The organism is Halorubrum sp. AS12 (genome assembly GCF_051122765.1).
GTDB classification, from domain to species: domain Archaea; phylum Halobacteriota; class Halobacteria; order Halobacteriales; family Haloferacaceae; genus Halorubrum; species Halorubrum trapanicum.
Genome location: NZ_CP185385.1, coordinates 2,054,017 through 2,076,613, shown reverse-complemented (window position 1 = coordinate 2,076,613; position 22,597 = coordinate 2,054,017). Strand labels below are relative to the sequence as shown.

Annotated in this window: 21 protein-coding genes, 1 tRNA gene and 3 pseudogenes; 11 read left to right on the top strand and 14 right to left on the bottom strand. The window is 70.5% G+C overall.

Annotation, left to right across the window (positions count from 1 at the left end):
• Positions 1-78 precede the first annotated feature (78 nt).
• A complete protein-coding gene (locus ACODNG_RS10375; RefSeq protein WP_434521252.1) occupies positions 79-1,338 on the bottom strand; it encodes a PQQ-dependent sugar dehydrogenase in 1,260 nt (419 codons plus the stop codon).
• A 97-nt stretch (positions 1,339-1,435) separates the two neighbouring features.
• Here ACODNG_RS10375 and ACODNG_RS10370 point away from each other — a divergent pair.
• Together ACODNG_RS10370 and ACODNG_RS10365 are read left to right on the top strand one after the other, a co-directional pair.
• Positions 1,436-1,505 (top strand) — tRNA-Gly (locus ACODNG_RS10370).
• A 600-nt stretch (positions 1,506-2,105) separates the two neighbouring features.
• A pseudogene (locus ACODNG_RS10365) lies at positions 2,106-2,949 on the top strand (aldo/keto reductase).
• 10 nt (positions 2,950-2,959) lie between these two features.
• On the opposite strand, the pseudogene gfo6 reads toward ACODNG_RS10365, so the two are convergent.
• From gfo6 to ACODNG_RS10340, 5 genes and pseudogenes are all read right to left on the bottom strand, one after another.
• Positions 2,960-4,073, bottom strand: a pseudogene (gene gfo6 / locus ACODNG_RS10360) (D-xylose 1-dehydrogenase Gfo6).
• A gap of 74 nt (positions 4,074-4,147) precedes the next feature.
• Positions 4,148-4,702 carry a redoxin domain-containing protein gene (locus ACODNG_RS10355; RefSeq protein ID WP_434521251.1) on the bottom strand — a complete coding sequence of 185 codons (555 nt, stop codon included), beginning with the start codon at positions 4,700-4,702 and terminating at the stop codon, positions 4,148-4,150.
• A 1-nt stretch (position 4,703) separates the two neighbouring features.
• Positions 4,704-6,528: pseudogene (locus ACODNG_RS10350) on the bottom strand (acyl-CoA carboxylase subunit beta).
• Between the two features lie 150 nt (positions 6,529-6,678).
• The gene (locus tag ACODNG_RS10345; RefSeq protein ID WP_434521250.1) at positions 6,679-7,626 is read right to left on the bottom strand and encodes a class 1 fructose-bisphosphatase; all 948 of its coding nucleotides are present in this window, start codon (positions 7,624-7,626) and stop codon (positions 6,679-6,681) included.
• The gene (locus ACODNG_RS10340; RefSeq protein ID WP_434521249.1) at positions 7,626-8,429 is read right to left on the bottom strand and encodes a class I fructose-bisphosphate aldolase; all 804 of its coding nucleotides are present in this window, start codon (positions 8,427-8,429) and stop codon (positions 7,626-7,628) included. The genes ACODNG_RS10345 and ACODNG_RS10340 overlap by 1 nt, the downstream gene beginning before the upstream one ends.
• A gap of 213 nt (positions 8,430-8,642) precedes the next feature.
• Here ACODNG_RS10340 and ACODNG_RS10335 point away from each other — a divergent pair, with 213 nt between their 5' ends.
• Positions 8,643-9,500, top strand: a complete 858-nt coding sequence (locus tag ACODNG_RS10335) for a 3-hydroxyacyl-CoA dehydrogenase family protein (protein ID WP_434521248.1) — start codon at positions 8,643-8,645, stop codon at positions 9,498-9,500.
• Positions 9,501-9,549: 49 nt separating this feature from the next.
• Here the strand turns inward: ACODNG_RS10335 and ACODNG_RS10330 are convergent, their stop codons facing one another.
• Together ACODNG_RS10330 and ACODNG_RS10325 are read right to left on the bottom strand one after the other, a co-directional pair.
• Positions 9,550-10,230 (bottom strand): phosphate ABC transporter permease, encoded by a 681-nt coding sequence (locus ACODNG_RS10330; RefSeq protein ID WP_434521247.1) that lies wholly within the window; start codon positions 10,228-10,230, stop codon positions 9,550-9,552.
• 111 nt (positions 10,231-10,341) lie between these two features.
• Positions 10,342-10,620, bottom strand: coding sequence for a zinc ribbon domain-containing protein (locus ACODNG_RS10325; protein ID WP_434521246.1), 279 nt, complete (start codon positions 10,618-10,620; stop codon positions 10,342-10,344).
• Positions 10,621-10,738: 118 nt separating this feature from the next.
• Here ACODNG_RS10325 and ACODNG_RS10320 point away from each other — a divergent pair, with 118 nt between their 5' ends.
• From ACODNG_RS10320 to ACODNG_RS10310, 3 genes are all read left to right on the top strand, one after another.
• Positions 10,739-11,161 (top strand): hypothetical protein, encoded by a 423-nt coding sequence (locus ACODNG_RS10320; RefSeq protein WP_434521245.1) that lies wholly within the window; start codon positions 10,739-10,741, stop codon positions 11,159-11,161.
• Complete coding sequence (locus ACODNG_RS10315) at positions 11,158-11,667, top strand: hypothetical protein (protein WP_434521244.1); 510 nt, start codon at positions 11,158-11,160, stop codon at positions 11,665-11,667. The genes ACODNG_RS10320 and ACODNG_RS10315 overlap by 4 nt, the downstream gene beginning before the upstream one ends.
• Positions 11,668-11,853: 186 nt before the next feature.
• On the top strand, positions 11,854-12,093 hold the full coding sequence (locus ACODNG_RS10310; protein ID WP_434521243.1) for a hypothetical protein: 240 nt from the start codon (positions 11,854-11,856) through the stop codon (positions 12,091-12,093).
• A gap of 66 nt (positions 12,094-12,159) precedes the next feature.
• Here the strand turns inward: ACODNG_RS10310 and ACODNG_RS10305 are convergent, their stop codons facing one another.
• The 3 genes from ACODNG_RS10305 to ACODNG_RS10295 all read right to left on the bottom strand — a co-directional run bounded on the left by ACODNG_RS10305 (position 12,160) and on the right by ACODNG_RS10295 (position 15,652).
• The gene (locus ACODNG_RS10305; RefSeq protein ID WP_434521242.1) at positions 12,160-12,363 is read right to left on the bottom strand and encodes a hypothetical protein; all 204 of its coding nucleotides are present in this window, start codon (positions 12,361-12,363) and stop codon (positions 12,160-12,162) included.
• An 89-nt stretch (positions 12,364-12,452) separates the two neighbouring features.
• Complete coding sequence (locus ACODNG_RS10300; protein ID WP_434521241.1) at positions 12,453-13,769, bottom strand: MFS transporter; 1,317 nt, start codon at positions 13,767-13,769, stop codon at positions 12,453-12,455.
• A 98-nt stretch (positions 13,770-13,867) separates the two neighbouring features.
• Positions 13,868-15,652, bottom strand: coding sequence for a PAS domain S-box protein (locus ACODNG_RS10295; protein WP_434521240.1), 1,785 nt, complete (start codon positions 15,650-15,652; stop codon positions 13,868-13,870).
• A gap of 184 nt (positions 15,653-15,836) precedes the next feature.
• Here ACODNG_RS10295 and ACODNG_RS10290 point away from each other — a divergent pair, with 184 nt between their 5' ends.
• The 4 genes from ACODNG_RS10290 (at position 15,837) to ACODNG_RS10275 (ending at position 19,458) form a co-directional block, all read left to right on the top strand.
• On the top strand, positions 15,837-17,300 hold the full coding sequence (locus ACODNG_RS10290) for a DNA polymerase Y family protein (protein WP_434521239.1): 1,464 nt from the start codon (positions 15,837-15,839) through the stop codon (positions 17,298-17,300).
• A 48-nt stretch (positions 17,301-17,348) separates the two neighbouring features.
• On the top strand, positions 17,349-17,804 hold the full coding sequence (locus ACODNG_RS10285) for a hypothetical protein (protein ID WP_434521238.1): 456 nt from the start codon (positions 17,349-17,351) through the stop codon (positions 17,802-17,804).
• Positions 17,805-17,870: 66 nt separating this feature from the next.
• The gene (locus ACODNG_RS10280; protein WP_434523088.1) at positions 17,871-18,476 is read left to right on the top strand and encodes an NUDIX hydrolase; all 606 of its coding nucleotides are present in this window, start codon (positions 17,871-17,873) and stop codon (positions 18,474-18,476) included.
• A gap of 127 nt (positions 18,477-18,603) precedes the next feature.
• A complete protein-coding gene (locus ACODNG_RS10275) occupies positions 18,604-19,458 on the top strand; it encodes a lysostaphin resistance A-like protein (protein WP_434523087.1) in 855 nt (284 codons plus the stop codon).
• A gap of 43 nt (positions 19,459-19,501) precedes the next feature.
• On the opposite strand, the gene panB is transcribed toward ACODNG_RS10275, so the two are convergent.
• Complete coding sequence (panB, locus tag ACODNG_RS10270) at positions 19,502-20,308, bottom strand: 3-methyl-2-oxobutanoate hydroxymethyltransferase (RefSeq protein WP_434521237.1); 807 nt, start codon at positions 20,306-20,308, stop codon at positions 19,502-19,504.
• Between the two features lie 128 nt (positions 20,309-20,436).
• Between panB and ACODNG_RS10265 the strand changes: the two genes are divergently transcribed.
• Entirely contained in the window at positions 20,437-20,745 is a 309-nt protein-coding gene (locus ACODNG_RS10265) for a DUF5822 domain-containing protein (RefSeq protein WP_434521236.1), read from the top strand.
• A gap of 33 nt (positions 20,746-20,778) precedes the next feature.
• On the opposite strand, the gene ACODNG_RS10260 is transcribed toward ACODNG_RS10265, so the two are convergent.
• Entirely contained in the window at positions 20,779-21,378 is a 600-nt protein-coding gene (locus ACODNG_RS10260) for an HAD family hydrolase (protein WP_434521235.1), read from the bottom strand.
• A complete protein-coding gene (locus ACODNG_RS10255; RefSeq protein ID WP_434521234.1) occupies positions 21,375-22,562 on the bottom strand; it encodes an acyl-CoA dehydrogenase family protein in 1,188 nt (395 codons plus the stop codon). The genes ACODNG_RS10260 and ACODNG_RS10255 overlap by 4 nt, the downstream gene beginning before the upstream one ends.
• Positions 22,563-22,597: the final 35 nt, after the last annotated feature.

Below are 22,597 nucleotides of genomic sequence, written 5' to 3'. Positions count from 1 at the left end.
AAGTATAATCTGAACGATGTTTTTGTAGGAGTCACTACGTAAATTCGTTTGAGCGAGCGACGCGGGTCGGCGCCGATCTCACGCCGGAACGATCCGGGCGACCGGCGCGTCGCCGTCGTCGACCGCGACGTAGAGATGGCCGGTGGTCGGCTCGACCGCGACCGCGCGCATCCGCCAGCCGCGGTCGTCGAGCAGCGGGTCGCGCTCGGTCACAGTCGCGTCTCGGCCCGCGCCGTCGACGGTGAACCGACCGAGGTACTGCGCCGCGAGCGTGCCCGCGAGGAGGTCCCCCCGCCACTCGGGGAACGCCTCGCCGTCGTAGAAGACCGCGCCGCTCGGCGGGAAGCCGCCGGAGCCGCAGGGCCAGTAGTGGACCGGCGCGATCACGTCGTCGCGCTCGTCGTGGCCCGGCGCGACGGGGTCGTCGGTCCCGTAGCGGCACGCCTCGCTCGCGATCGGCCAGCCGTAGTTGCCGCCGCGCTCGGTGGCGTTGATCTCGTCACCGTCCTCCTCGCCGTGCTCGCACTGCCAGACCGCGCCCGTCTCGGGGCGCACGGCTATCGCCTGCGGGTTGCGGTGGCCGTAGCTGTAGAGCGCGTCTGCCGCGTCCGGGTTGTCGACGAACGGGTTCTCCGGGTGGGCGTCGCCGTCGGCCGTCAGCCGGAGCGTCGCGCCCAGTTCGTTTGAGCGGTCCTGCGAGACGTGGTCCGGCCCGAAGTCGGTGTCCCGGCGGTCGCCGACGGTGACGAACAGCGCGCCCTCGGGACCGAACGCCGCCCGCGACCCGAAGTGGTTCGCGGAGTCGCGGAACGGCTCCGCGACGCGGATCGGCTCGAATTCGTCGAGCGCCGGCGCATCCCCGCCGTCGAGCGCGAGTCGCCCGCTTCCGACGTGCGTCGCCGCCTCGCCGGCGTCGTTCGCCGCCGCGTAGGTGAGGTAGACGCGCGGGTCGTCGTGGTAGTCGGGGTGGACCGCGACGTCGAGCAGGCCGCCCTGGCCCTCAGCGAACACCTCGGGCGCGCCCGCGACCCCCTCGACGGTCCCGTCCGCGGGGTCGACGAGCGAGAGCCGTCCCGGTCGCTCGGTGACCAGCAGGCGGCCGTCGTCGGGCAGGAACGCGAGACCCCACGGGTTCTCGAACCCCTCCGCGACGGTTTCGATCTCGTAGTCTACGTCGGCGCCGTCGTCGGGCGGAGAGTCCTCACTGGGATCGTCGGTCCCGTCATTCCCATCGCCGCCGAGACAGCCGGAAAGTGCGGGGAGGGCGGTTCCCCCGGCGAGGCCGGCCGTCGCGCGGAGGACGGTTCGTCTGTCGGTGCGTTCGGGGCCGTCGGTCATCGTTCACAGATGCGGACGCGCCACCGATGACCCTTCCGCCGACCGTCGTTCGGAACCCTTATATCTCCGACCCGGGCTACGATCGGATGCGAAGCACGCACCGGTAGTGTAGTGGTATCACGCAACCTTGCCATGGTTGCAACCCGAGTTCAAATCTCGGCCGGTCTGATCTTCTCGCTGCGCTCGAAGATCCACCGGCCTGACTCCCGCTCGCTTCGCTCGCGGGAGTCTCGGCCGGTACATTTTGCGAACGAAGTGAGGAAAAATCTCCCAGAGGGATTTGTACGTGATCAGTAGTTTATAAACTGGCGGCAGAACGGCGGGCTACACCTCCAAAGCCCCAGCCGCGAGGACTCGCGCGGCTTGTTGCGCTCCTCGTCACTCGCTTCGCTCGTTCCTGCGGTGCTTACGTCGCCGTACTTCGTCCTCGCGGCTGCCCCTTTGAGTCCCGCCCCGCACAGCACCGCGACCGCACCTCACGCCTCCCCAGCCTCGTCGGTGGTCCTCCGCTTCGCTCCGGACCACCGACTCCCTCGCGCGTGCTGTCGCCGGCGCGGAGCGCCGGCTGTCAGAGGGACCTCCGGTCCCTCGCTACTCGCGGCCACCAAGGGCGGCCGCTCGCAGGCACGCGCCACCCCCTTGTCATTTATAAGCGGTCGGGAAACGGCGCCTGCGGTTTACATACCGCTACGCGGGCATCGAGAACCGCGACGGTGGTGGGTTCCCCGACCGGTACTTTCAATCGGCGATCCGCCGAACATCGTCGTGTGACCGTACCAACGAAGACGCTCCCGAGCGGCGCCGAGCTGCCGGCGCTCGGACTGGGCACGTACGACCTCAACGACGGCGAGACGGCCGACAGCGTGCGCACGGCGCTCGACGCGGGCTACGCACACATCGACACCGCGGAGGGGTACCACAACGAGGAAGCCGTCGGCGACGCGCTCGCGGCGAGCGACGTCGACCGCGACGACGTGTTCCTCACCTCGAAGGTGCTCGCGAAGAATCTCAACTACGAGTCGGTGATCGAATCGTGCGAGGCGTCGCTCGACCGGCTCGGCACCGACTACCTCGACCTGTACCTCGTCCACTGGCCCAACCCCGCCGTCTCGCTGCGCGAGACGCTCCGGGCGATGACGGAGCTGCGCGAGCGGGGACTGGTCCGCGACGTCGGCGTCTCGAACTTCAGCGCGTACCAGCTGAGCTGCGCCCACCACATTTCGGACGCCCCGATCGCGGTCAACCGAGATCGAGTTCCACCCGTGGCTCCAGCGCCCCGACCTCGTTGACTACTGCCGCGAGTCCGACACCGTGATCGAGGCCGCGGCGCCGCTCGCGCGGACGGACGTGTTCGGCGACGAGGTCGTCGCCGAGCTGGCCGAGAAGTACGACAAGCACCCGGCGCAGGTCGTCGTCCTGTGGGCGATCGACCGCGGCGTCGTCCCCCTCCCGCGGTCGTCGACCCCGGAGCACGTCCGGGCCAACGCCGAGATGGACTGGGAGCTGGACGAGGCCGACCGGCGACGCCTCGACGGGCGCGACCGCGACGAACCGGTGTACGACACACCGGCCCGCGACTGGACGAGCGACGTGTACGGGATCGAGCAGTAGCGGTCCCGTCTCAGGCCGCGTCGTCATCGCGGCCGGCATCGAGAGCCACCGGTCGCCCGGTCTCGACCGACTCGTAGATTCCGTCGAGCGCGCGCACGTCCGTCAGCGCGTGCTCGCCGTCCGGGTGGAACGGCTCGCCCGCCAAGAGCTGATGGCCGAAGTACGCGAACTCCTCTTCGATCTGGTGGACCTGGTCGAAGTCGACGTCGACGCGGGTGCCGTCGCGGACGACGGCGAACCCGCGGTCCTCGCGCTCGTAGAACGCCGGGTCGAGGATTAGTCTGGCCTCTGTCCCGGTGACCTCCAGCCGGCTCGCGTGCTGGGCGTTCTGGCTCACCGAACACAGCGCGTCGACGCCGCCCGGGAACGCCAGCCGGAACGTGGCGTGCTCGTCGACGTCGGCGAACGCCTCGTGCTCCGAGCGGGTCCGCCCGGAGACGCGGACCGGGTCCTCGCCGAGCACGAACCGAGTCGTGTTGAGCGGGTAGACGCCGAGGTCCATGAGCGCGCCGCCGCCCGACAGCGCCGGATCGAGCCGCCACTGGTCCGTGTCGCTGCCGAGCTCGCCGAGCATCGTCTGGGACATCGTCGCGTGGACGCCGACCACGTCACCGGCGACGCCCGCGTCGAGGAGGTCGCGGAGCCGCCGGACGGCGGGGTCGGTCTCCGATCCGGTAGCCGACCATCAGCGGGGCGTCGGCCTCGTCGCACGCGGCCACGAGCCGGCGGGCGCGGTCGAGGGTCGCTTCAAGGGGCTTCTCACAGAGGACCGCCTTCCCCCGCCGCGCGGCGGCCTCGACGTACTCCAGGTGGGTCGCATTCGGCGTCGCGACGTACACGGCGTCGTATTCGTCCGCAACGGCGCCCGATCGGAGCTCGTCGGGCGTGACGCCGGTCAGGTCGCGTCCGGTGGCGACCGCCGCCACCGCGTCGGCGTCGACGTCGGTGACGACGGTCGCCTCGGTGTACGCCGAGCGCTCGATGCCGGGCAGCGCCCACTCGCGGGCGAACCAGCCGAGACCGACGACCGCGATCCGGACGGGATCGGTGACCGCGTCCGGGTCGAGCGTCTCCCAGTCCCGGCGCGTGAACTCGTCGAGGTACTCCGCGAAGGCGGCTTCCATGTCGCCCCCTCGGCGCGGGGGCGTCAAATAACCACGGCGACGGCGGCGCGGGGGCGGGGACGACCGCGGGCCGTTCACCACGCCCCGTCGTACTCCACCCGCGGGCGCTCGGCGTCGACGCCGATCTCGCGCAGGGTCTCGGTCGCGCGCTGGACCGGGGCGGGGTCGGCGCGGTCGAGGGGGTCATCCGCCGCCGCCGCGAACCGGACCGTCCAGTCGCCGTCGATCACGAGCGTCGCCCGGTGCGGGATGTCGGAGTGTCCCTCCCACGAGTCGGCGAGGAGGTCATAGGAGTCGGCGACGCCGCCGTGGAAGTCGGCGACGATCGGGAAGGGGAGGTCGAACCGGTCGGCGTACGCGAACCCCGCGTACAGCGAGTCGCCCGTCAGGGCGACGACGGCGAGGTCGTCGCTGGCGTGCCAGCCCGCGTCGCGGACCGCGACGAACTCAGCCGTACACGTGGGCACGAACGTCGCGGGCGCGGTACAGCAGACGACGGCGTCGTGCGCCTCGACGAGCCGGAACAGTGCCAGTTCGGTCGCGGCTCGGGTGGCGGTTCCGTCGCCGTCGGCCTCCGGGGCGACCGCGGGCGCGATGAAGTCGGGAGCCGTGGCGTCGGTGTCGATCACGTCACAGCACCGTCCCGTGCTTTTTGTCCGGGAGATCCTTCCGAACGTCCTCGTAGAAGTCGAACCGGGCGGCCAGTTCGGCGCGGAGGTCGGAGGGGGAACGATCTCGTCGATGACGACCTCGCTCGCCATCCGGTGAATGTCTATCCCCTCGCGGTACTCCTCGCGGAGCCGCTCCTCCTCGGCCGCGCGCTCCTCGGGGTCGTCGATCTCGGCGAGCTTCCGGGCGTAGACGGCGTTGATCGCGGCTTCCGGTCCCATGATCCCGATCTCCCCCGACGGAAGCCCGATGACGCTTTCGGGGTCGTAGGCGGGGCCGCCCATCGCGTAGATGCCCGCGCCGTACGCCTTCCGGACGACGACGGTCTGTTTGGGGACCGTCGCGGAGGAGGTGGCGTAGATCATCTTCTTCCCCTTCTCTAAGATCGCGTCCTTCTCGACCCCCGAGCCGGCCATGAAGCCGGGCGTGTCACAGAGGTACAGCAGGGGGATCTCGTAGGCGTCGCAGGTCCAGATGAACTCCGCGGCCTTCTCCGCCGCGTCCGGGAAGATCGCGCCCGACCGCTCCGTCGGCTGGTTGGCGACGACGCCGACCGGGCGCCCGTCGATCCGGCAGAACGCCGTGACGATCTCCGGCCCGTACCCCTCCTTCAGCTCGAAGACGGACTCGGCGTCGGCGATACGGTCGAGGAGGTCGCGGGCGTCGTACGCGCGGTTCGGCGACTCCGGGATCAGCTCGTCGATCCCCTCGGGCGAGAACTTCGGCGGCTTCGTCTCGCGTCTCGGCGGCTTCTCGCCCGCCTGATCCGGGAGGTAGCCGATCAGGTCCGCGACCAGCTCGCGGGCGTGTTCCTCGTCGCGCGCGACGAGGTCGGCGGAGCCGGACTCCTCCGCGTGGACTCGCGGGCCGCCCAGCTCGTCCATCTCGATCTCCTCGCCGGTGACCATCTTCACCATCCGCGGGGAGGCGATCGCCATCGCGGACATCCCCTCGACCATCACGGTGAAGTCGGCGAAGACGGGCGTGTAGGCGGCCCCGGCGATACACGGCCCGTAGAGCACGCAGATCTGCGGCACCGCGCCGGAGAGCATCGAGTGGTTGTAGTAGTACTTCCCGATCCCCTCGCGGTTGGCGAAGAAGCCGGTCTGCTGGTCGATCCGCCCGCCCGAGGAGTCCATCAGGTAGAGGACGGGGTCCCCCGTCTTCAGGGCGCGCTGTTGCCGATCCGGAGGAACTTCTCGACGCCCTTCGACGCCATCGACCCCGCCTTCACCGTGAAGTCGTTGGCCATGAAGTGGACGTCGCGCCCCTCGAACTCGGCGGCGCCCGTCAGCAGGCCGTCGCCCGGGAGGCGGTCGCCGTCGCCCTCGTCGGCGGCGTCCTCGTCCGCGTCGCCGCCGCGTCCGGGCGCGTTCGGGTGCCAGTCGTCGAACGCGGCGAACTTCCCGTCCTCGAACTTCACGCCCGCGGGGTCGCCGTCGGCGGCGCTCGCGTCGCCGGCGCCGCGGGTCCCGCCCTCGCCGCCGAACCAGAGGTCGAGACGGTCGCGGACGAACAGCTTCCCCTGCGCTTCGAGCCGGTCGCGGTACTTCTCGGGACCGCCCTCGCGGATGTCGTCGATCTCGGCCTGAAGATCGCGCTCGCGCTCCGTGGGACCGAGGTCGTCGTCGAGCGGGTAGCTCGGCTCGGGCGGCTCGGCGCTCGCGGCCGCCGGCTCCTCGCCCTCGATGTGGACGTCGACGTCGACGCCGAGGTGTTCCGCGAGCGATTTCGCGATCGCCTCGGCCTCCTCGGGGGTCGCCGCCGCGCCGACGTGGACTTTCATGGACGCAAGATTTGCGGTAGATCCTAAACAGTTTTCCATGCGGGATCGACGCCCCCGCGTCGGGCGGCAGGCGAGTCCCGCACCCGATCCGTGGCGCCGCCCGCCCTGATCCGCGGCGCCGCCCGCCCTGATTCGCGACGCCGTTCTCCCTCAGTCCGCGTCGACCGCCGCTTCCAGCCGCTCGATCAGCGCCTCGTTGCCGACGTACAGCGGCGTGCGCTGGTGGAGCGCCTCGGGTTCGACGTCGAGGATCGACCCGGCGCCGTCGGAGGAGGCGCCGCCCGCGCGCTCGACGACGTAGGCGATGGGGTTCGCCTCGAACTGGAGCCGGAGCTTCCCCGCCGGCGCGCTCCGGAGCGAGGGGTACGCGAACACCCCGCCGTAGGTGAGCACCTGGTTCACGTCGCCGACCATCGCGCCGCCGTAGCGGAGCTTCAGCTCGTCTTCGACCGCCCGGGCGTACGCCCGGAAGTCCGTGGGCCAGTCGGGGACGCGACCGCCGAACCCGTAGACGGTCGGGGGGTCCGGGAGCGTCAGGTCGGTCTCGACGACGGACCTGTCCACGCCGCCGTCGCCGTCGCGCGCGATCACCTCCTCGCGGACGCCCGCCTCGTCCGCGACGACCATCGTCGTGATCGGGCCGTAGAGGACGTATCCGGCGGCGACGAGGTCGCGACCGCTCGCGGGCAGCGGGGCGTCGTAGATCCCGACGACGGTCCCCATCGCGTTGTTCGACCGGAGGTTCGAGGAGCCGTCGAGGGGGTCGATCGCAACCGCGTAGGCGTCGTCCGGGCCGCTCCCGACCGCGCCGCCCGCGTCGACCGCCGCCTCGCGCTCCTCGCTGACGAACGAGCCGATGCCGTCGAGCGCGGTGATCGCCTCGCCGAGCAGCTCGTCGGCGTAGAGGTCCCCCGCCAGCACCGACTCGCCGGAGGCGTTCTCCGTTCCGCTCTCGACGCGGCGGCCGGGGAGCGCGGCGCGGATCTCGGGGGCCGTCGCCGCGACCGCGTCGAAGACGGCCGCGACGGTCGGATCGCCCTCGGCGGTGCCGCCGTCCGGGACGGCGCGGGCGTCCGGGGCGGAGTCGGGGTCGGCCATCAGTCCGCGCGCTCCGCGGTCGCGAGCGCCGCCTCGGGGTCCGCCTCCTCGAAGACGACCGCCTCCAGCGCGTCGAGGATGCGCTCGGGGTGGTCCCGCTGGAAGACGTTGCGGCCGACTGCGAGCCCGCGGGCGCCCGCGTCGATGGCGTCGGAGACGGTCCGGAGGAAGGCGACTTCGTCGCGCATCGTTCCCCCGGACATCACCACGTCGGTCGGTCCGGCCATGCGGACGGCCTCGCCCATCGCCTCGGCGGAGCCGGGGTACTTCACCTTCACGAGGTCCGCGCCGAGTTCCAGCCCGAGCCGGGCCGCGTAGGAGATGGTGTTGGGGCTGGTGTCGTTTTTGACCCCCTGACCGCGCGGGTACGACCACATGACGACGCCCATCCCGTGTTCCCGGGCCGTCTCCTGTGCCTTCCGGAACTCCTCGGCCATCTCTACCTCGTGGTTCGACCCGCCGTAGAGGGTGAACCCGACCGCGTCGGCGCCGAGTCCCGCGGCGTACTCGGCCGAGCAGTTGACGGGGCTGTCCGGCTCGCCCATCCAGAGGTTCGAGGTGCCGTTCAGCTTCAACAGCAGGTTCACGTCGTCTTCGTAGTCGGGGTAGTACGCCTCGGCGACTCCCTTCTGGACCGCCAGCGCGGTGACCGCGTCGTGGGTGGCGAGCTCGAACAGCCGCTCGGGGTCGGCGGTGGCCGGGTTCGGCTCGAAGTCGACCGGCCCGTGTTCGAGCCCGTGGTCGTACGCGAGGATGAGCGACTTGCCGTCGCGCGAGATGTCGTCGGCGGCGTGAGGAAGCATCAGTTCGTAGTTCAGTTACATCCGTAAAAAGGACTACGGTGAACGGGGTAGTCGTAAAGAAACGAAACACACGGGAGAAAGTCGTTCGTGGCGAATATCTTGGGATCAGCTTCGACCACTCGTTACTACTCAGATTGTTAATTTCTCAACCAACGGTCGGCGTCGAGCGCGGGTTTCGCAATACTTACCACCCGCGGCGCGGCAGCGGTTCGCATGCGAGCACTCTCCGAGATCGGTGTCGTCGGCGTCGTCGGCGCCGGGACGATGGGCAACGGGATCGCGCAGGTCGCGGCGACGGCGGGCTACGACGTGGTGATGCGCGACGTCGAGACCGAGTACGTCGAGCGCGGCCTCGACAGCGTCGAGGACAGCCTCGACCGGCTGGCCGGGAAGGGCGCGCTCGACGAGGAGCCGGACGCGATCCGCGACCGGATCGCGGGGACGACCGACCTCGACGACCTCGCGGCCGCCGACGTGGTGATCGAGGCCGTGGTCGAGGACCTCGACGTGAAACGCGAGGTGTTCACCGACCTCGACCGCGTCACCGACGACGACGTCGTCCTCGCGACGAACACCTCCACGCTGTCTATCACGAGCGTCGCGAGCGCGACCGACCGCGCGAGCGACGTGGTCGGTCTCCACTTCATGAACCCCGTCCCGATCATGGACGGCGTCGAGGTCGTGGTCGGCGAGCGCACCGACCCCGCGGTCGTCGACTTCGCGCATGCGTTCGCCGAAGATCTGGGCAAGGAGACGTGGGAGGCCGACGACAAGCCCGGTTTCGTCACCAACCGCATTCTGATGCCGTGGATAAACGAGGGGATCCGCGCGTACGACGAGGGGGTCGCAGACAAGGCCGACATTGACCGCGGGATGAAGCTCGGCACGAACGTCCCGATGGGACCGCTCGAACTCGCCGACCACATCGGACTCGACGTGGCGCTCGACGCCAGCGAGACGCTCCACGAGGAGCTGGGCGACCGCTACAAGCCCGCCTACCTCCTCAAGCGCAAGGTGGAGGCGGGCGACCTCGGGAAGAAGACCGGCCGGGGCTTCTACGAGTACGAGTAATCTCCGGGACGACGGCCGCCGACGCGAGGCGACGGCGACGCGGAAGCGATCAGGCCGCGTCCGCGTCGCCGTCGCGGTCGTCGTCGGCCGTCCACCGGCGCGCGCCCGGCAGGAGTCCGACGAGCTTCGTCACGTAGCCGAACCGGAACAGCCCGAGCTGCGAGAGCGCCCCGAGGACGAACACCGCGAGGAACGCGGGCGCGGACAGGTCGAAGAGGAGGGGTTCGACCGTCGTCTCCGCGGCGGCCGCCTCGAAGTTCGCCGGCGTGAGCGACCGCGAGGCGAACGCCGCGCCGATGAGTGCGGTCGAGACCACGAGCGTCGTCCGCGTGAGGACGAACCCGAACAGCGCGCCGGCCGCGACCCCCGCGAGCGTCGCGCCGACGAGCAGTGCCGTCCCCTCGATCCCCGCCGCGTCCGCCGCGTACAGCGGCCCGACCGCGAACCGCCCGGCGAACCCGCCGACGACGCCGCCGATTCCCAGCACGGCGAACGAGAGGCCGGCGTACGCGAGGAAGCCGCCGATCAGGCCGCCGACCGCCACCGCGCCGGCGGTGAGGACGGCCCCGTCGACCGCGACGAGACCAACGACGTTCGGCGCGAACAGGTAGCCGGCGCCGGCGCCGACGAGCAGCCCCGTCAGCGTCACCGCGTAGACGGAGACCGCCGCGCCGACGAACGCGAGCGCCAGCCCCGCGAGGACCAAGCCGCCGTTGAGTGGGGTGAGCATGTCCGTATCGTGGCGGGCGCTCGCACTTAAATTGTCGCAGGCGAGACGACGCGAAAGGCGATCGGCACGGGAGATTGGGGGAGCGGGCGGTCGTGGTCGCGGCGAGCGGTCTCACCGCGCTCGACCGGCCGCCTGTCGGTCGATGTACCGCGTGTAGCCGCCGACGGCCAGCCCGAAGCCGACGACGAGCAGGAGGAACCCGAGGAGGCGGCTCGCCCCGACGGTCATCACCGCGAGGACGACGCCGAAAAGCAGCGCGAACACGCCGGCGACGACGACCCCCACGTCGAGCAGCGGCGAGGGCTGGATGGTCCGACAGTGCGGGCAGATCCGCGCGTCGGCGGGGATCGGCTCACGACAGTCGACGCAGCGGAGGCGGTCGCTCGGCACGCGAGCCGCTTCGACCGCGACCGGTATGGCTCTGTTGACCGCGCAGGAGTCGGGAGGGAACGACCGTTGAACGAGGCCGCCACCTTACTTTTTATATATTGGCTTTCGAAGATAACCCGTGCGTCGACGCGCCCTCCTCACGATGCTCGCGCCCGCTTTCGCCGGCTGTTCGCTGGCGCCGAGCGGACCCTCCACGGAGTCGTATCCGGCGACCAACCCGAACATTTTCGCCTCCTTCGACTGGGACCCCGATCGGTCGACGCTCACGGTCACGTTCGAGCGCGGGAACCGACTCACGGCCGAGAACACGGAACGGCTGGCCGTCGTCACGGAAGACGGAGACGGCGGCGAGACCGTGTGGGTCGGCCCCGAGGGAACGGATCCGGCGGCGGCGTTTCCGCTCTCACCGGGAGCGACGGTGGCCCACGAACTCTCGACCCCGGCGAGGACACATCTCGATTGGACTCCGGCCGGCGAGTCGTCGTGGATGCCGGTCGCAGTATGGAACCCCGAGGAGGAAATGAGAGGGGCAGACGAATGAACCGACGACAGTTTCTCGCCGGGTCCGGCACGGCCGTAGTCGGCACCGCGAGCGGATACGGCGGGCTTCGCGTGACCGATATCCGCCCGTACGACCCGGATCTTCCGACGGGCGACTCGCCGCGTGAGCGCATCGTCGCAGCAGCAAAACATCGCCACGCGGCCGACCACCGGGCGATTACTCGGGTGCGGGTCCTCGATGACTGGACCGGCGAAGCGCCGTACGACCTCGACGTGTTTCGACGGTGGTACCAGCATTCGCGTCGCCGCCAACTCCGAGCGCTAACGACGTACGCGGCACCGCTGGCCCGCAGCCACCCGATTCACGACGAGTTAGGCGTCGAGGAGATGTTCCCCCACGAAACGGTCTTAGAATTGGATCAGTCGGTCCGAGTAGTCAGGCACCCCGAACGTCTCCCGTCGACCACCGTGTACTATTTCACCGACGGCAAAGCGATCTACGACTCTGACGCGCCGACCCCGGAAGATGACACGGTTCGCGTCTGAGACGCGAACGCCTACGTCACCGGTGCCGATAATTATCCCGGCGAATCGACTCGGATCGATTTCATCCGTCCGCACCGGACCGACTGGACGAAAACGGACGAATCGGCCGAGAGCGTCACCTACCGCGTTTCCGGCCCGGACGCGTACGCGCAGGTCGTTCCACTCCGATCTACTCGCAAGTTAGAGATGGACGACTGCTGGATCGAGGTGACGCTTGATCGGGAGACAGGTCGACTTCGGCGGATCGTCGATCATCGCGACTTCGAGATTACTGTAGAGGAAGCGGCCGGTCAATCGCTGACGTTTCGTATTGAGACGGAGTTCGACCGGTACGGGAATACGACGGTCCGCCGGCCGGCCGGGGATGTCGAACAAGACCTCAGGACTCGTCTGAGGGGGCTCGTTTTTGATTTACTGACCTATTGAGCCCTCACAGCAACCATTGTCCGTTCTACATAACACCGAGGAACGCCGCCCCTGTTGTAGCACTTCTCAGTCGACACGTCGAAATATCCGGTCCTCGAAGCGGTAGACGGCGGCGACCGCCCCCGCCGAGAGCGCGACGACGGTGAGGAGCGCCCACGCGAACGTCTCGTCGGGATCGTTCCCCAGCAGAGCGCCTACCACGACCGCAACGAGGAGGATGACCACCGTCGCGAGGCTCCCGACCACGCGAACGAACAGCTCTTCGTCCATGGCTCACCCTCGCCGGCGACCGGTAAAAACGACGGCTCCGATCGATATCGAAGCGCACTCCGGGTACGGATCGGCCTCTCCCGCCCCGCTCAGTCCGCGCCCGCCGCAGTCGCCGGCTCGTCGTCGACGTCCAGCGTCTCCTCGACCTGCGTGAACACGGCGACGAGGGCGAGCGCGGCGGCCGCGGCCCCGACCGCGAAGGGGACGACGAAGCCGAAGCCGTAGAGCCAGCCGGACGCCAGCGGCCCCAAGGCGACGCCGAAGCCGAACCCCATCGTGAGTACCGACAGGGTGGTCCCGGACTCCCCCTCGCGGGCGAGGTCGCCGGCGAGCGCGAGCGATGGCGCGAACACGCACGCGACCGCGACCCCCTGCCCCAGCCGGACGAGCATCATCAGCGCCGGCTCCGTCACGACCCCTTGGAGGAAGGTGGTTGGCACGAGCAGAACGAACCCGGCGAGCAGGAACGGCCGGCGGCCGATCCGGTCGCTGGCGCGTCCCACCGGGACCTGGAAGATCACGTTGGCGATCGTCACGGCCGCGAACTGCGCGCCGAACCACACCGGCGGCTGGTCCAGCCGGACGTTCACCTGGTTCTGGAGCGTCGCGAACAGCGCGATACACGCGCCCATCGCGACGGTGGCGAGTCCCAGCGTGAACACGGGGTCGAGCAGGCGGTCCTCGCCGCGGACCCGGATCGAGACGTCGTCGCCCGCCTCGGCCGTGTCGTCGGCGTCGCGGACGAGCAGGAACACCAGCGCGAAGCTGAGGTACGCGCCCGCGCAGGCCGCGACGAAGGCGGCGTCGAACCCGTCGAGGACCGGGAGTCCGACGGCCGAGAGGTCGTACGGCCCGGCCTCGACGACGGCGCCCGCGACGACCGGCCCGAAGCCGAACCCGATGAGCCTGAACGTGTTGTACACCCCGAAGTTGCCGCCGCGGTCGGTGTCGCTCGCGGCGTACTCGTTGACGAGGGCGACCGTCGCGGGGATGATGAGCGCCGCGCCCAGCCCCTGAATCGCGCGCAGCGCGACCAGCGCCGGGTAGCTCGTCGCGATCGTGTACAGTCCGCTCGCGGTGCCGAGGAGGAGGATTCCGGCGAGAACGAAGGGCCGTCTCGCGCCGACGCGGTCGGACAGTCTCCCCGTAAACGGCTGCGAGAGGCTGTTGAGGAAGCCGAAAAGCGAGAGGACGATCCCGATGAGCAGCGGTTCGGTCAGCGTGACCGCGGCCGCGCCGACCCCGACCTCGGTGCCGAGCAGCCCCTCGATGTCGACCACGTCGCTGGTGATGTACAGCGGGAGGACGACGATGAGAAAGGAGTTCCCGGCCGCGCCGACCATCCGCGCGAGCGCCAACACGATCACGCGCCGGTCGGTTTCGGCGATACCGGAGAGGGATCCCATTCACTCGGGGTTCGGAACGGAGCATAAAGGCGTTTATGAACGGAGGGAGTCCATCCGGTTTCGGGCGGAGACCCCGGTGGTCGGCAGAGTCAGGCCGCTCAGCGGGTCGCCGGCGCGTGCCCATCGACGCCGCGGACCTCGAACCGCGCGCCGCCCTCCTCGCCGGCCGTCGCCTCGACGGTCCAGCCGTGCGCGGTGGCGATCTCCTGGACGATCGCGAGTCCGAATCCGGTGTTGCCCGCGGTACCGCTCTCGCCGGGTTCGAAGAGGGAGTCGGCGACCGCGGGGTCGATCCCGGGGCCGTCGTCCTCGACGAAGAACCCGTCCGGGAGGTCGCCGACGCGGAGCGAGACGTCCTCGCCCGCGTGGTCGACCGCGTTGCGCATCAGGTTCTCGAAGAGGTTCCGGAGGCGGTCCGGGTCGGCGAGCACCTCGCGCTCGGTGTCGACGGAGAGCGTCGCGCTCGCGGTGTCGACGGTCGACCAGCTGTCGGCGACGACCGCCGCGAGGTCGACGGGTTCCGGGTCGCCGACCGTCTCGCCCTCTCGGGCGAGCGCGAGCGTGCGCTCGACGATCGACTCCATCCGGTCGAGCGCGTCGAGGGCGGCGTCGAGGTTCTCCGCGTCGTCCGACGCCTCGCGCGCCAGCTGGACGCGCCCCTGCGCGACGTTGAGGGGGTTCCGCAGGTCGTGCGAGACGATGCTGGCGAAGGAGTCGAGCCGGTCGTTCTGCCGTTCGAGGGCGGTCTCCCGCTGTTTGAACGCCGTGATGTCCTCCTGGAAGCCGACCCAGTGCGTGACGGTGCCGTCCGCGTCGCGGATCGGGGCGACGCTCACCCGGTTCCAGAACTCCGTCCCGTCCTTCCGGTAGTTCAGCAGCTCGACGCTCGTCGGCTCCCACGCGTCGATCGCCTCGCGGAGCTGCTGGACCGACGCCTCCTCGGTATCGGGTCCCTGAAGGAACCGGCAGTTGACGCCGATCGACTCCGCGCGGTCGTACCCCGTCATCTCGACGAACCGGTCGTTGACGTACACCATCGGGTTGTCGTCCTGTTCGGGGTCCGTGATGGTGATCCCGACCGGCGCCTCGTCGAGCGCGCGGGTCTTCGTCTCCAGCTCCTCGCGGCGCTCGCGCTCGTCGGAGACGTCGCGGAGGATGCCGACGCTGCCGCCGAAGGAGTCGCCCTCGTACGGCAGCGCGGCCATGTGGTCCCGACAGGGGATCGGATCGCCCTCCTTCGGGACGATGTCGACCGCGAAGTGCTGGACGTCGGGACCCGAGTCGGAGAGGATGGTGCCGAGCCGCTCCTCGGCCTCCGCGACAGCCACGTCGTCCTTGATGAACGCGGGCGTCCGGCCGACGATCTCCTCGCGGTCGTAGCCGATGAGCTCGGCGAACGGCTCGTTGACGAACCGGAAGGCGCCGGTCTCGTCGACGACGTAGACGGGGTAGCCGAGCGCCTCGATCACCGTCGAGTACCGGTCGGCGATCTCCTTGGTCCGGTACTCCTCGACCGCCTGGTCGACGCGGTTCGCGAGCCGGCGGAGCTGCTCGGGACCGCCCTTCTGGAAGTAGCCGGTGACGCCGGCGTTGAGCGCCTGACTCGCGATCTCCTCGGACCCCTTACCGGTGTACAGCACGAAGGGGATCTTCCGGTGACGCTCGCGAAGGGCGTCGAAGAACTCCAGCCCGTCCGTCGCGGGCATGTCGTAGTCGCTGACGACGCAGTCGAAGGCGCCCCCGTCGAGTCGATCCAGCGCGGTCTCCGGGTCGGTCACGCTCGTCACCGCCACCGAGTCCAGCTCCCGCTCGAAGTACGCCTCCGTGAGATCGAGGACTGACGGGTCGTCGTCGACGTGTAACACGTCGATCGCTGCGGGCATGGGGGAACTGACGGGCGCACCGGATAAACGACTACCGACCCGGCTATCGGATCTGGATCTGAGCTGGCGGCGATCGGCGCCGTCTGCGCCGAAGGCCGCCGAAATCGGGATCTGGGGAGACCCGCGTTCCACTTCCGGCGCGCGTGGCTGATTCTTAAGGCCGCGGAGCGCGGAGCCGAACGCGATGAACGGCGGGACGCCCGTCTCCGGGGAGACGCTCCCCGGCGCCGGCGACGAGGACGCCGACGCCCCCGACCGCGTCGTCTGTCACGTCGATATGGACTGCTTTTACGCCTCCTGCGAGCGGCTGCGTCACCCCGACCTCGCGGGCGAACCCGTCGTGGTCGGGATGGGGTACGAGTCGGGCGAGTCGATCGGCGCGGTCGCGACCGCCAGCTACGAGGCCCGCGAGTTCGGCGTCGACAGCGCGATGCCGATATCGAAGGCGCTGGAGCTGCTCCCCCGCCGCGTCGACGCGGACCCCGACGATCCGGACGCACCGGACCCGGCGGAGACGGGGCGGTACCTCCCCGTCGACCTCGACTTCTACGAGGAGGTGGCGGGCGAGGTGAAGGCGGTCCTGCGCGACTGCGCCGACACCCGCCGCGAGGTGAGTATCGACGAGGCGTACCTCGACGTCACCGACCGGACCTCGTGGGCGGTCGCGGGGAGCGGCGGCGGGACGGCGGACGACGGCCCCGGAGACCCGCCGCCGAGCGGCGCCGCCGGTCCCGCCGAGGCGCGGACGCTCGCCGAGGGGTACGCCCGCCACGTGAAAGACCGGATCGAGCGGGAGGCCGGCGTGCCGGCGAGCGTCGGCGTCGCGCCGAACATGTCGGCCGCGAAGGTCGCCAGCGACGCCGACAAGCCCGACGGGCTGGTCGTCGTGCCGCCGGGGTCGGTCGCGGAGTTCCTCGCGCCGCTGCCGACCGCCGACGTCCACGGGGTCGGTCCCGTGACCGAGGAGACCCTCGCGGAGCTGGGGATCGAGACCGCGGGCGACCTCGCCGCCGCCGACCGCGACCGACTCGCCGAGGAACTGGGCGAGCGCGGCCCGGAACTGTCCCGGCGCGCCGCGGGCGACGACGACCGCGAGGTGACGCCGACCGGCCTCCCGAAGAGCCTCTCGCGGGAGTCGGCGCTGCCGACGACCGCCGACGAGTCGACGAAGCGGGAGACGGTGTCGGCGCTCGCCGCGGACGTGGCCCGCCGTGCCCGTGATCGGGGCTGCCTGTATCAGACCATCGGGATCAAGGCGGTGGAGCCACCGTTCGACGTCAACACCCGCGCCCGGAGCCTCCCCGGTCCCGTCGACGACCCGGACCTCGTCGAGGAGGTGGCGCTGGACCTGCTCGACGAGTTCGACGAGACCCGGGTCAGGAAGCTCGGCGTGCGCGTCTCCAAGCTCGACTTCGCCGAGACCGACCAGGCGACGCTCGGCGGGTTCGACGCCGCCGACGCCGCCGACGCCGACGGCGACCGAGCGCACGGCGGAAACCGAGAGGCACGGAACGAGAGCGGCGACGGCGGCAAGCTCACCGACTGGGTCGACGGGCCGCCGGACCGCGACGGCGACGAGTCCGGGTCGGGGGGGAACCGCGAACACCGGACCGGCGACGGACAGGCGTCGCTCGGCGACTGGTCGTGAGCCGCGCTGACGCGTAGATTCATTACGCAGTCGAAACGATTCGCGGGCATGTCCCTCGCTCGCCGCGTCCTCCTCGGCTCGAACCCGAACGGCTCGCCGCGTCGGCATCGACTCCTCGTCCCGCCGCTGCTCTTTCTCGTCTCCTTCGCCGCCTACGCGCTGGGAGTCTTCGCTCACGCCGGCGGGGTCGTGTTCCTCGCGTTCGACGCCGCGGCCCTCGGCGTCCTCGCGGCCGCGGTCCTCGCCTACCGGCGGGCCGGGATCGCGCTCGCGTGGGTCGCCGTGTACGGGTCGCTGCTCGGGAGTAACGCCGACCACTACCTGCTGGGTCTCCCGGGTCGACCCCTCGGGGAGCGCGTCGCCGCGCTCGTCGCGCCCGACGGACTCGTCTTCGTCGGCGTCGAGGCCCTCGTGTTGGGAACGGTCGCGTGGGTCGCCGGCGCGCTCGCGAGCCGGGCGGTCGCCGAGCTCCGAGACCGACGGCGGGACGCTCCCGCGGGGTAACACCCCCAACGGGTGACGCCCCCGCGGAGTGCGGGGATTTAGGTGCCCGACAACCGACCCGAACGCATGGACAATCTCTCGTGGGAGACGCTCGACTCGGCCGTCGACTACGCCTGCCCCGGCTTCGACGTGCGCCGGGATGAGGTGCGATTTCCGGACGGTGAGACCGACGGGTTCCACTACGTCGACGAGCCGCCGGCGGTCGTGGTGCTCCCGCTGACCCCCGACGGCGACGTCGTCGTCATCGACGAGTGGCGGCAGGCGGTCGGCCGGGTGAACCGCGGGATCCCCGCGGGGACGATGGAGCCGGAGGACGGGGAACCGGAGAACGGGGAACCGAAGGACAGCGACTCGGAGAACGGCAATCCCGAGACCACGGACGCTATCGAGCGCGCCGCGGCCCGCGAGCTCGCCGAGGAGACGGGGTACGAGGCGGCCTCCTTCGAGCGGTTGACGACCGTCGAGCCGACGAACGGGATGGCGGACTCGGTCCACCACCACGTGCTGGCGACCGGCTGCGAGCCGACCGCGGAGCGCGAACTGGACCACAACGAGTCGATCGCGGTCGAGACGGTCCCGTACGACGACCTACTCGCCGCGGTCGTCGACGACGGCCTGCGCGACGGGCGGGCGGTCACCGCGGTGCTGTGGTACGAACTGCTCCACCGGTAGTCGGGCGGTGCGGGTCGCGGCGGCGTCGTCACCGCGGTCCTCGGGGACGCGCCGGCTTCCGACACGGACAACCATTTTGCCGGGCGGGTCCTACCCGAGGCAATGACAGAATCCCTCCAGCGGCGACCTGACCCCGGACGGCGGGGTTCGCGACGAGTTCGACGACGTCGACCCCGACCCCGTCTCCGACGACGCCGACGGTCCGAGACGGGGCGGCGGGTCGCCCGGTATCGCGGTCGCGACCGCGCTGGTCCTCGGCGTGCTCGGACCGCTGATCGCGCTCGCGAGCGGGGTCGCGGTCTTCGCGATCGACGCGCTGACCGGCGGCCTCTCCTTGACCGCGAACGTCGCACTCACGCTGTTTTTCGGCCAGTACGTCGCCTTCGGCGGGCTGGCGGTCGGCTACCTCGCGTGGCGCGGCTTCGACCGCGAGGGGATCGTCTCGTACCTCGGCGTCCGGGTGCCGAGCCTCAAGGAGATCGGGATCGTGCTCGGCAGCTGGGTCGTGATCCTCATCCTGATCCTCGCGGTCTCGACGATCGTTCAGCTGCTCGGCACGGAGACCGCAGCGAACCAGAGCGCGGAGCTGGCGATGGGGAACCCGTCGATCATCCCGCTTCTCATCGCCGCGTCGTTCCTCGTCATCGGTCCCTGCGAGGAGATCCTCTACCGCGGCGTCGTCCAGGGAAGGCTCCGGGAGTCGCTGCCGGCGGCTCCCTCGATCCTGCTTTCAGCCGCCATCTTTGCGACCATCCACGTGATGGCGCTGACCGGCGGTCTCTCCGCGCGGCTGACGACCGTCTCCATCCTGTTCGTGCCGAGCCTCGTGTTCGGCGCGGTGTACGAGTACACCGAGAACCTCGTCGTCCCCGCGCTGCTCCACGGGCTTCACAACGCCGTGCTGTTCACCGCCCTCTACGTCACGGTGACGCGGGTGGATCCGAGCGAACTGCCGGCGATTCTCGGGTTCCTCCCGGTCTGAGTCGCGTCCGAGTCGGCTATCGCGCGTGACGCGATCGCGCGGCTCAGTACAGGTCGTCCAGGTCCTCCTCGACGTGTGAGTGCTCCTCGGCCGGGAACTCGCCGCTCGTCACCGCCTCCCTGTACGCCTCGACGGCGTCGACCATCTCCCCGCGCACGTCGCCGAACCGCCTCGCGAACGGCGGCGACCACTCGCCCAGCCCGACCGCGTCGTTGATCACCAGCACCTGCCCGTCGCAGTCCGGTCCCGCCCCGATGCCGATCGTCGGGATCTCCAGCGCCTCGGTCACCGCGCCCGCGAGGTTCGCCGGGACGTGTTCCAACACGAGCGCAAACGCCCCGGCGTCGGCGTGCGCGCCCGCCAACTCGATTATCTCCTCGGCGGCGTCCTGCTCGGTCCCCTGTCGCGTGTAGCCGCCGAGCCGGTTCACGTGCTGGGGGGTCAAGCCGAGGTGCGCCATCACCGGGATCCCGACTTCCGTCATGCGCCGGGTCGTCTCGACGGTGTGCGGGCCACTCTCGATCTTCACCGCGTCCGCGTTCGCCTCCTTCAGCAGGCGGCCCGCGTTGCGCACGGACTCGGCCTCGTCGATGCCGAACGAGAGGAACGGCATGTCGGCGACGACGAGGGCGTCCTCGGTCGCGCGATCGACCGCCGCGGTCCGGCTCGCGACCTCGTCGAACGTCACGGGGAGGGTGGAGTCGTAGCCGAGGGCGGCGTTGCCCATGCTGTCGCCGACGAGGACCACGTCGATCCCGGCCTCGTCGACGATCGCCGCTGTCGGGGCGTCGTAGGCGGTGAGCATGGTGATCGGATCGTCGCCCTCCCGGAGTCCCCGCGTCGTGGTCATGCCTCGGAGTCACCCCCGCGATGCCGTAAAATCGTCGGGAACCGGAAAGCGAGCGCGGCGACGGCCGAAGCGTCCGCGACGGTGCGGCGACCGCCACCGATTTGCCGCTCGCCCCCCGAGTCCGTCGCGTGCAACCAGTCGAGCGGGCCGAGTACGAGGGGGTCGACTACGCGTGGGTGATGCAAACGACGTTCGTCGTCACCATCCTCGTCGGCGCCCCCGCCGTGGCCCTGCTGTCGACGCTCGTGACGCTGGAGTCGTGGGGCGCGCGCGCCGCGTTCGCGGTCCGGGTCGGCGCCCCGATATGGTTCGTCACCGCGGTCGCCGTCGCGCTGTACGCGAGGCGGACCGAGGCGGGCGACGGCGGAGCGGGCGAGGGCGACTCGGACGAGGTCGACGACGCCGGCGGAGACGACGACGCGGAAAAAGGCGATTGAGCGCGGGCGACGGCTCTCCCGTCTCGGCGCGTGCTACTCGGCGAGGAGCTCCGAGACCCACGCGAAGTCGACGCCCCCGCGCTCGGCGGCGACCGCGTCGCGCCGCGAGTCCCCGACGAACAGCGCGTCCTCGGGCGCGGCGCCGAGCCGATCGATCGCCGCGAGCAGCGACGCCGGGTCCGGCTTGTAGCTCTCGACCGTGTCTCGGCCGACGATCGCGTCCGAGACGACAGCGGCGTCGAGTCCGTGGGTCTCGACCGCGATCCGGCAGGCCTCCTCGCAGTTGAGCGAGCAGACGCCCACGGACGGATTCGAGGCGGAGCGGTCGGCGTCGCCGTCCGCGGTCCCGACCGCGAGTCGGTCGCCGAGCGGGAGCCGCGCTGACTCGCGGGCGCCGGTCCGCTCGCGGTCCGCGATGGCCTCCTCGACTTCCGTCCGGATCCCGTACTCGTCGGCCGCGCCGAGCAGCTTCCACAGTTCCTCAGTCGGCGGGATGAGCGCGCGCTCGGCGTACACGTCGAGGACCGCGTCCGCGACGGCGTCCCAGTCGACCGCGAGTTCGACGAGGGTGCCGTCGAGGTCGTAGACGACCGCGTCGTAGTCTGCGGGGCGAGGGAGACCGGCGTCGGTCACTCGCCGAACACCCCCCGGGCGATGATCGTCTTCTGGATCTCGGTCGTCCCCTCGTAGATCTCCGTGATCTTCGCGTCGCGGTAGAGGCGCTCGACGTCGAACTCGGTCGTGTAGCCGTAGCCGCCGTGGATCTGGACCGCCTCGTTCGTCACCGAGGTGGCGGCCTCGCTGGCTCGGTACTTCGCCTTGGAGGCGGCAACGCGGTAGTCCTCGCCCGCCTCCGCCTGCCGGCAGGCCTCGCGGACGAGCAGCCGCGCCGCCGACACGTCGGTCGACATCTCCGCGACCTTGTGCCGGATCGTCTGGATGTCCGCGATCGGCCGGTCGAACTGCTCGCGCTCCTCGGCGTACGACTTCGCCTCGTCGAGCGCGGCCTGCGCGACGCCGACCGCCTGCGACGCGATGCCGATCCGGCCCTCGGTGAGCGTCCGGAAGGCCGCCGAAAGCCCCTTCCCCGGCTCGGTGAGCCGGTTCTCCGCCGGGACCCGGCAGTCGTCGAACGTGATCCCGGTCGTGTCCGACGCGCGCAGCCCGAGCTTCTCCTCCTTCTTGCCGACTTCGAAGCCGTCCGTGTCTGCCGGGACGAGGAACTGGGTGATCGCGTCGTCGCCGGGGGCGTTCTCCCCGCCGTCGCCGTCCCCGCTCGCGACCTTCGCGAAGACGATCGCCACCCCGCCCCGGTTCCCGTTCGTGATCCACTGCTTCTCGCCGTTCAACACGTACTCGTCCGCCTCGGCGTCGTACGTCGCGGTCGTGGACATCTCCGCGGGGTTCGAGCCGGCGTGCGGCTCGGAGAGACAGAACATCCCGACCGGGCGGCCGGTCTCGGCCATCTCCGGCAGCCACGCTTCGCGCTGGGCCTCCGTGCCGAACTCGGCGAGACAGGAGGTCGCGAGGCAGTGGACGGAGAGGGCGGTCGCGACCGCGAGCGACCCGTGCGCCAGCGCCTCGTTGACGATCGCGTAGGTCGTCTCGTCGGCGCCGAACCCGCCGTACTCTTCGGGGATCGTCAGCCCCGTGAGGCCGAGTTCCGCCAGCCCGTCCCACACGTCCTCCGGGAACGTCTCCGTCTCGTCCGCCGCCGCGGCCGTCGGTCGGACCTCCTCGGCCGCGAACTCCTCGACGAGGTCGCGGACCGCCGCCTGCTCGTCGGTGAGCGCCGACCCGACGCGTGCTCCGGTCATGTCACCGACTTCGCTCCCTCACCGAAAAAGGTGAG

What these genes read in the sequence shown, in the direction of transcription:
- ACODNG_RS10375 (WP_434521252.1), bottom strand. Translation starts at nt 1,338, where the DNA reads ATGACCGACGGCCCCGAACGCACCGACAGACGAACCGTCCTCCGCGCG.
- ACODNG_RS10345 (WP_434521250.1), bottom strand. Translation starts at nt 7,626, where the DNA reads ATGGCCGACCCCGACTCCGCCCCGGACGCCCGCGCCGTCCCGGACGGC.
- ACODNG_RS10340 (WP_434521249.1), bottom strand. Translation starts at nt 8,429, where the DNA reads ATGCTTCCTCACGCCGCCGACGACATCTCGCGCGACGGCAAGTCGCTC.
- ACODNG_RS10335 (WP_434521248.1), top strand. Translation starts at nt 8,643, where the DNA reads ATGCGAGCACTCTCCGAGATCGGTGTCGTCGGCGTCGTCGGCGCCGGG.
- ACODNG_RS10330 (WP_434521247.1), bottom strand. Translation starts at nt 10,230, where the DNA reads ATGCTCACCCCACTCAACGGCGGCTTGGTCCTCGCGGGGCTGGCGCTC.
- ACODNG_RS10315 (WP_434521244.1), top strand. Translation starts at nt 11,158, where the DNA reads ATGAACCGACGACAGTTTCTCGCCGGGTCCGGCACGGCCGTAGTCGGC.
- ACODNG_RS10310 (WP_434521243.1), top strand. Translation starts at nt 11,854, where the DNA reads ATGGACGACTGCTGGATCGAGGTGACGCTTGATCGGGAGACAGGTCGA.
- ACODNG_RS10305 (WP_434521242.1), bottom strand. Translation starts at nt 12,363, where the DNA reads ATGGACGAAGAGCTGTTCGTTCGCGTGGTCGGGAGCCTCGCGACGGTG.
- ACODNG_RS10300 (WP_434521241.1), bottom strand. Translation starts at nt 13,769, where the DNA reads ATGGGATCCCTCTCCGGTATCGCCGAAACCGACCGGCGCGTGATCGTG.
- ACODNG_RS10295 (WP_434521240.1), bottom strand. Translation starts at nt 15,652, where the DNA reads ATGCCCGCAGCGATCGACGTGTTACACGTCGACGACGACCCGTCAGTC.
- ACODNG_RS10290 (WP_434521239.1), top strand. Translation starts at nt 15,837, where the DNA reads ATGAACGGCGGGACGCCCGTCTCCGGGGAGACGCTCCCCGGCGCCGGC.
- ACODNG_RS10285 (WP_434521238.1), top strand. Translation starts at nt 17,349, where the DNA reads ATGTCCCTCGCTCGCCGCGTCCTCCTCGGCTCGAACCCGAACGGCTCG.
- ACODNG_RS10280 (WP_434523088.1), top strand. Translation starts at nt 17,871, where the DNA reads ATGGACAATCTCTCGTGGGAGACGCTCGACTCGGCCGTCGACTACGCC.
- panB (WP_434521237.1), bottom strand. Translation starts at nt 20,308, where the DNA reads ATGACCACGACGCGGGGACTCCGGGAGGGCGACGATCCGATCACCATG.
- ACODNG_RS10255 (WP_434521234.1), bottom strand. Translation starts at nt 22,562, where the DNA reads ATGACCGGAGCACGCGTCGGGTCGGCGCTCACCGACGAGCAGGCGGCG.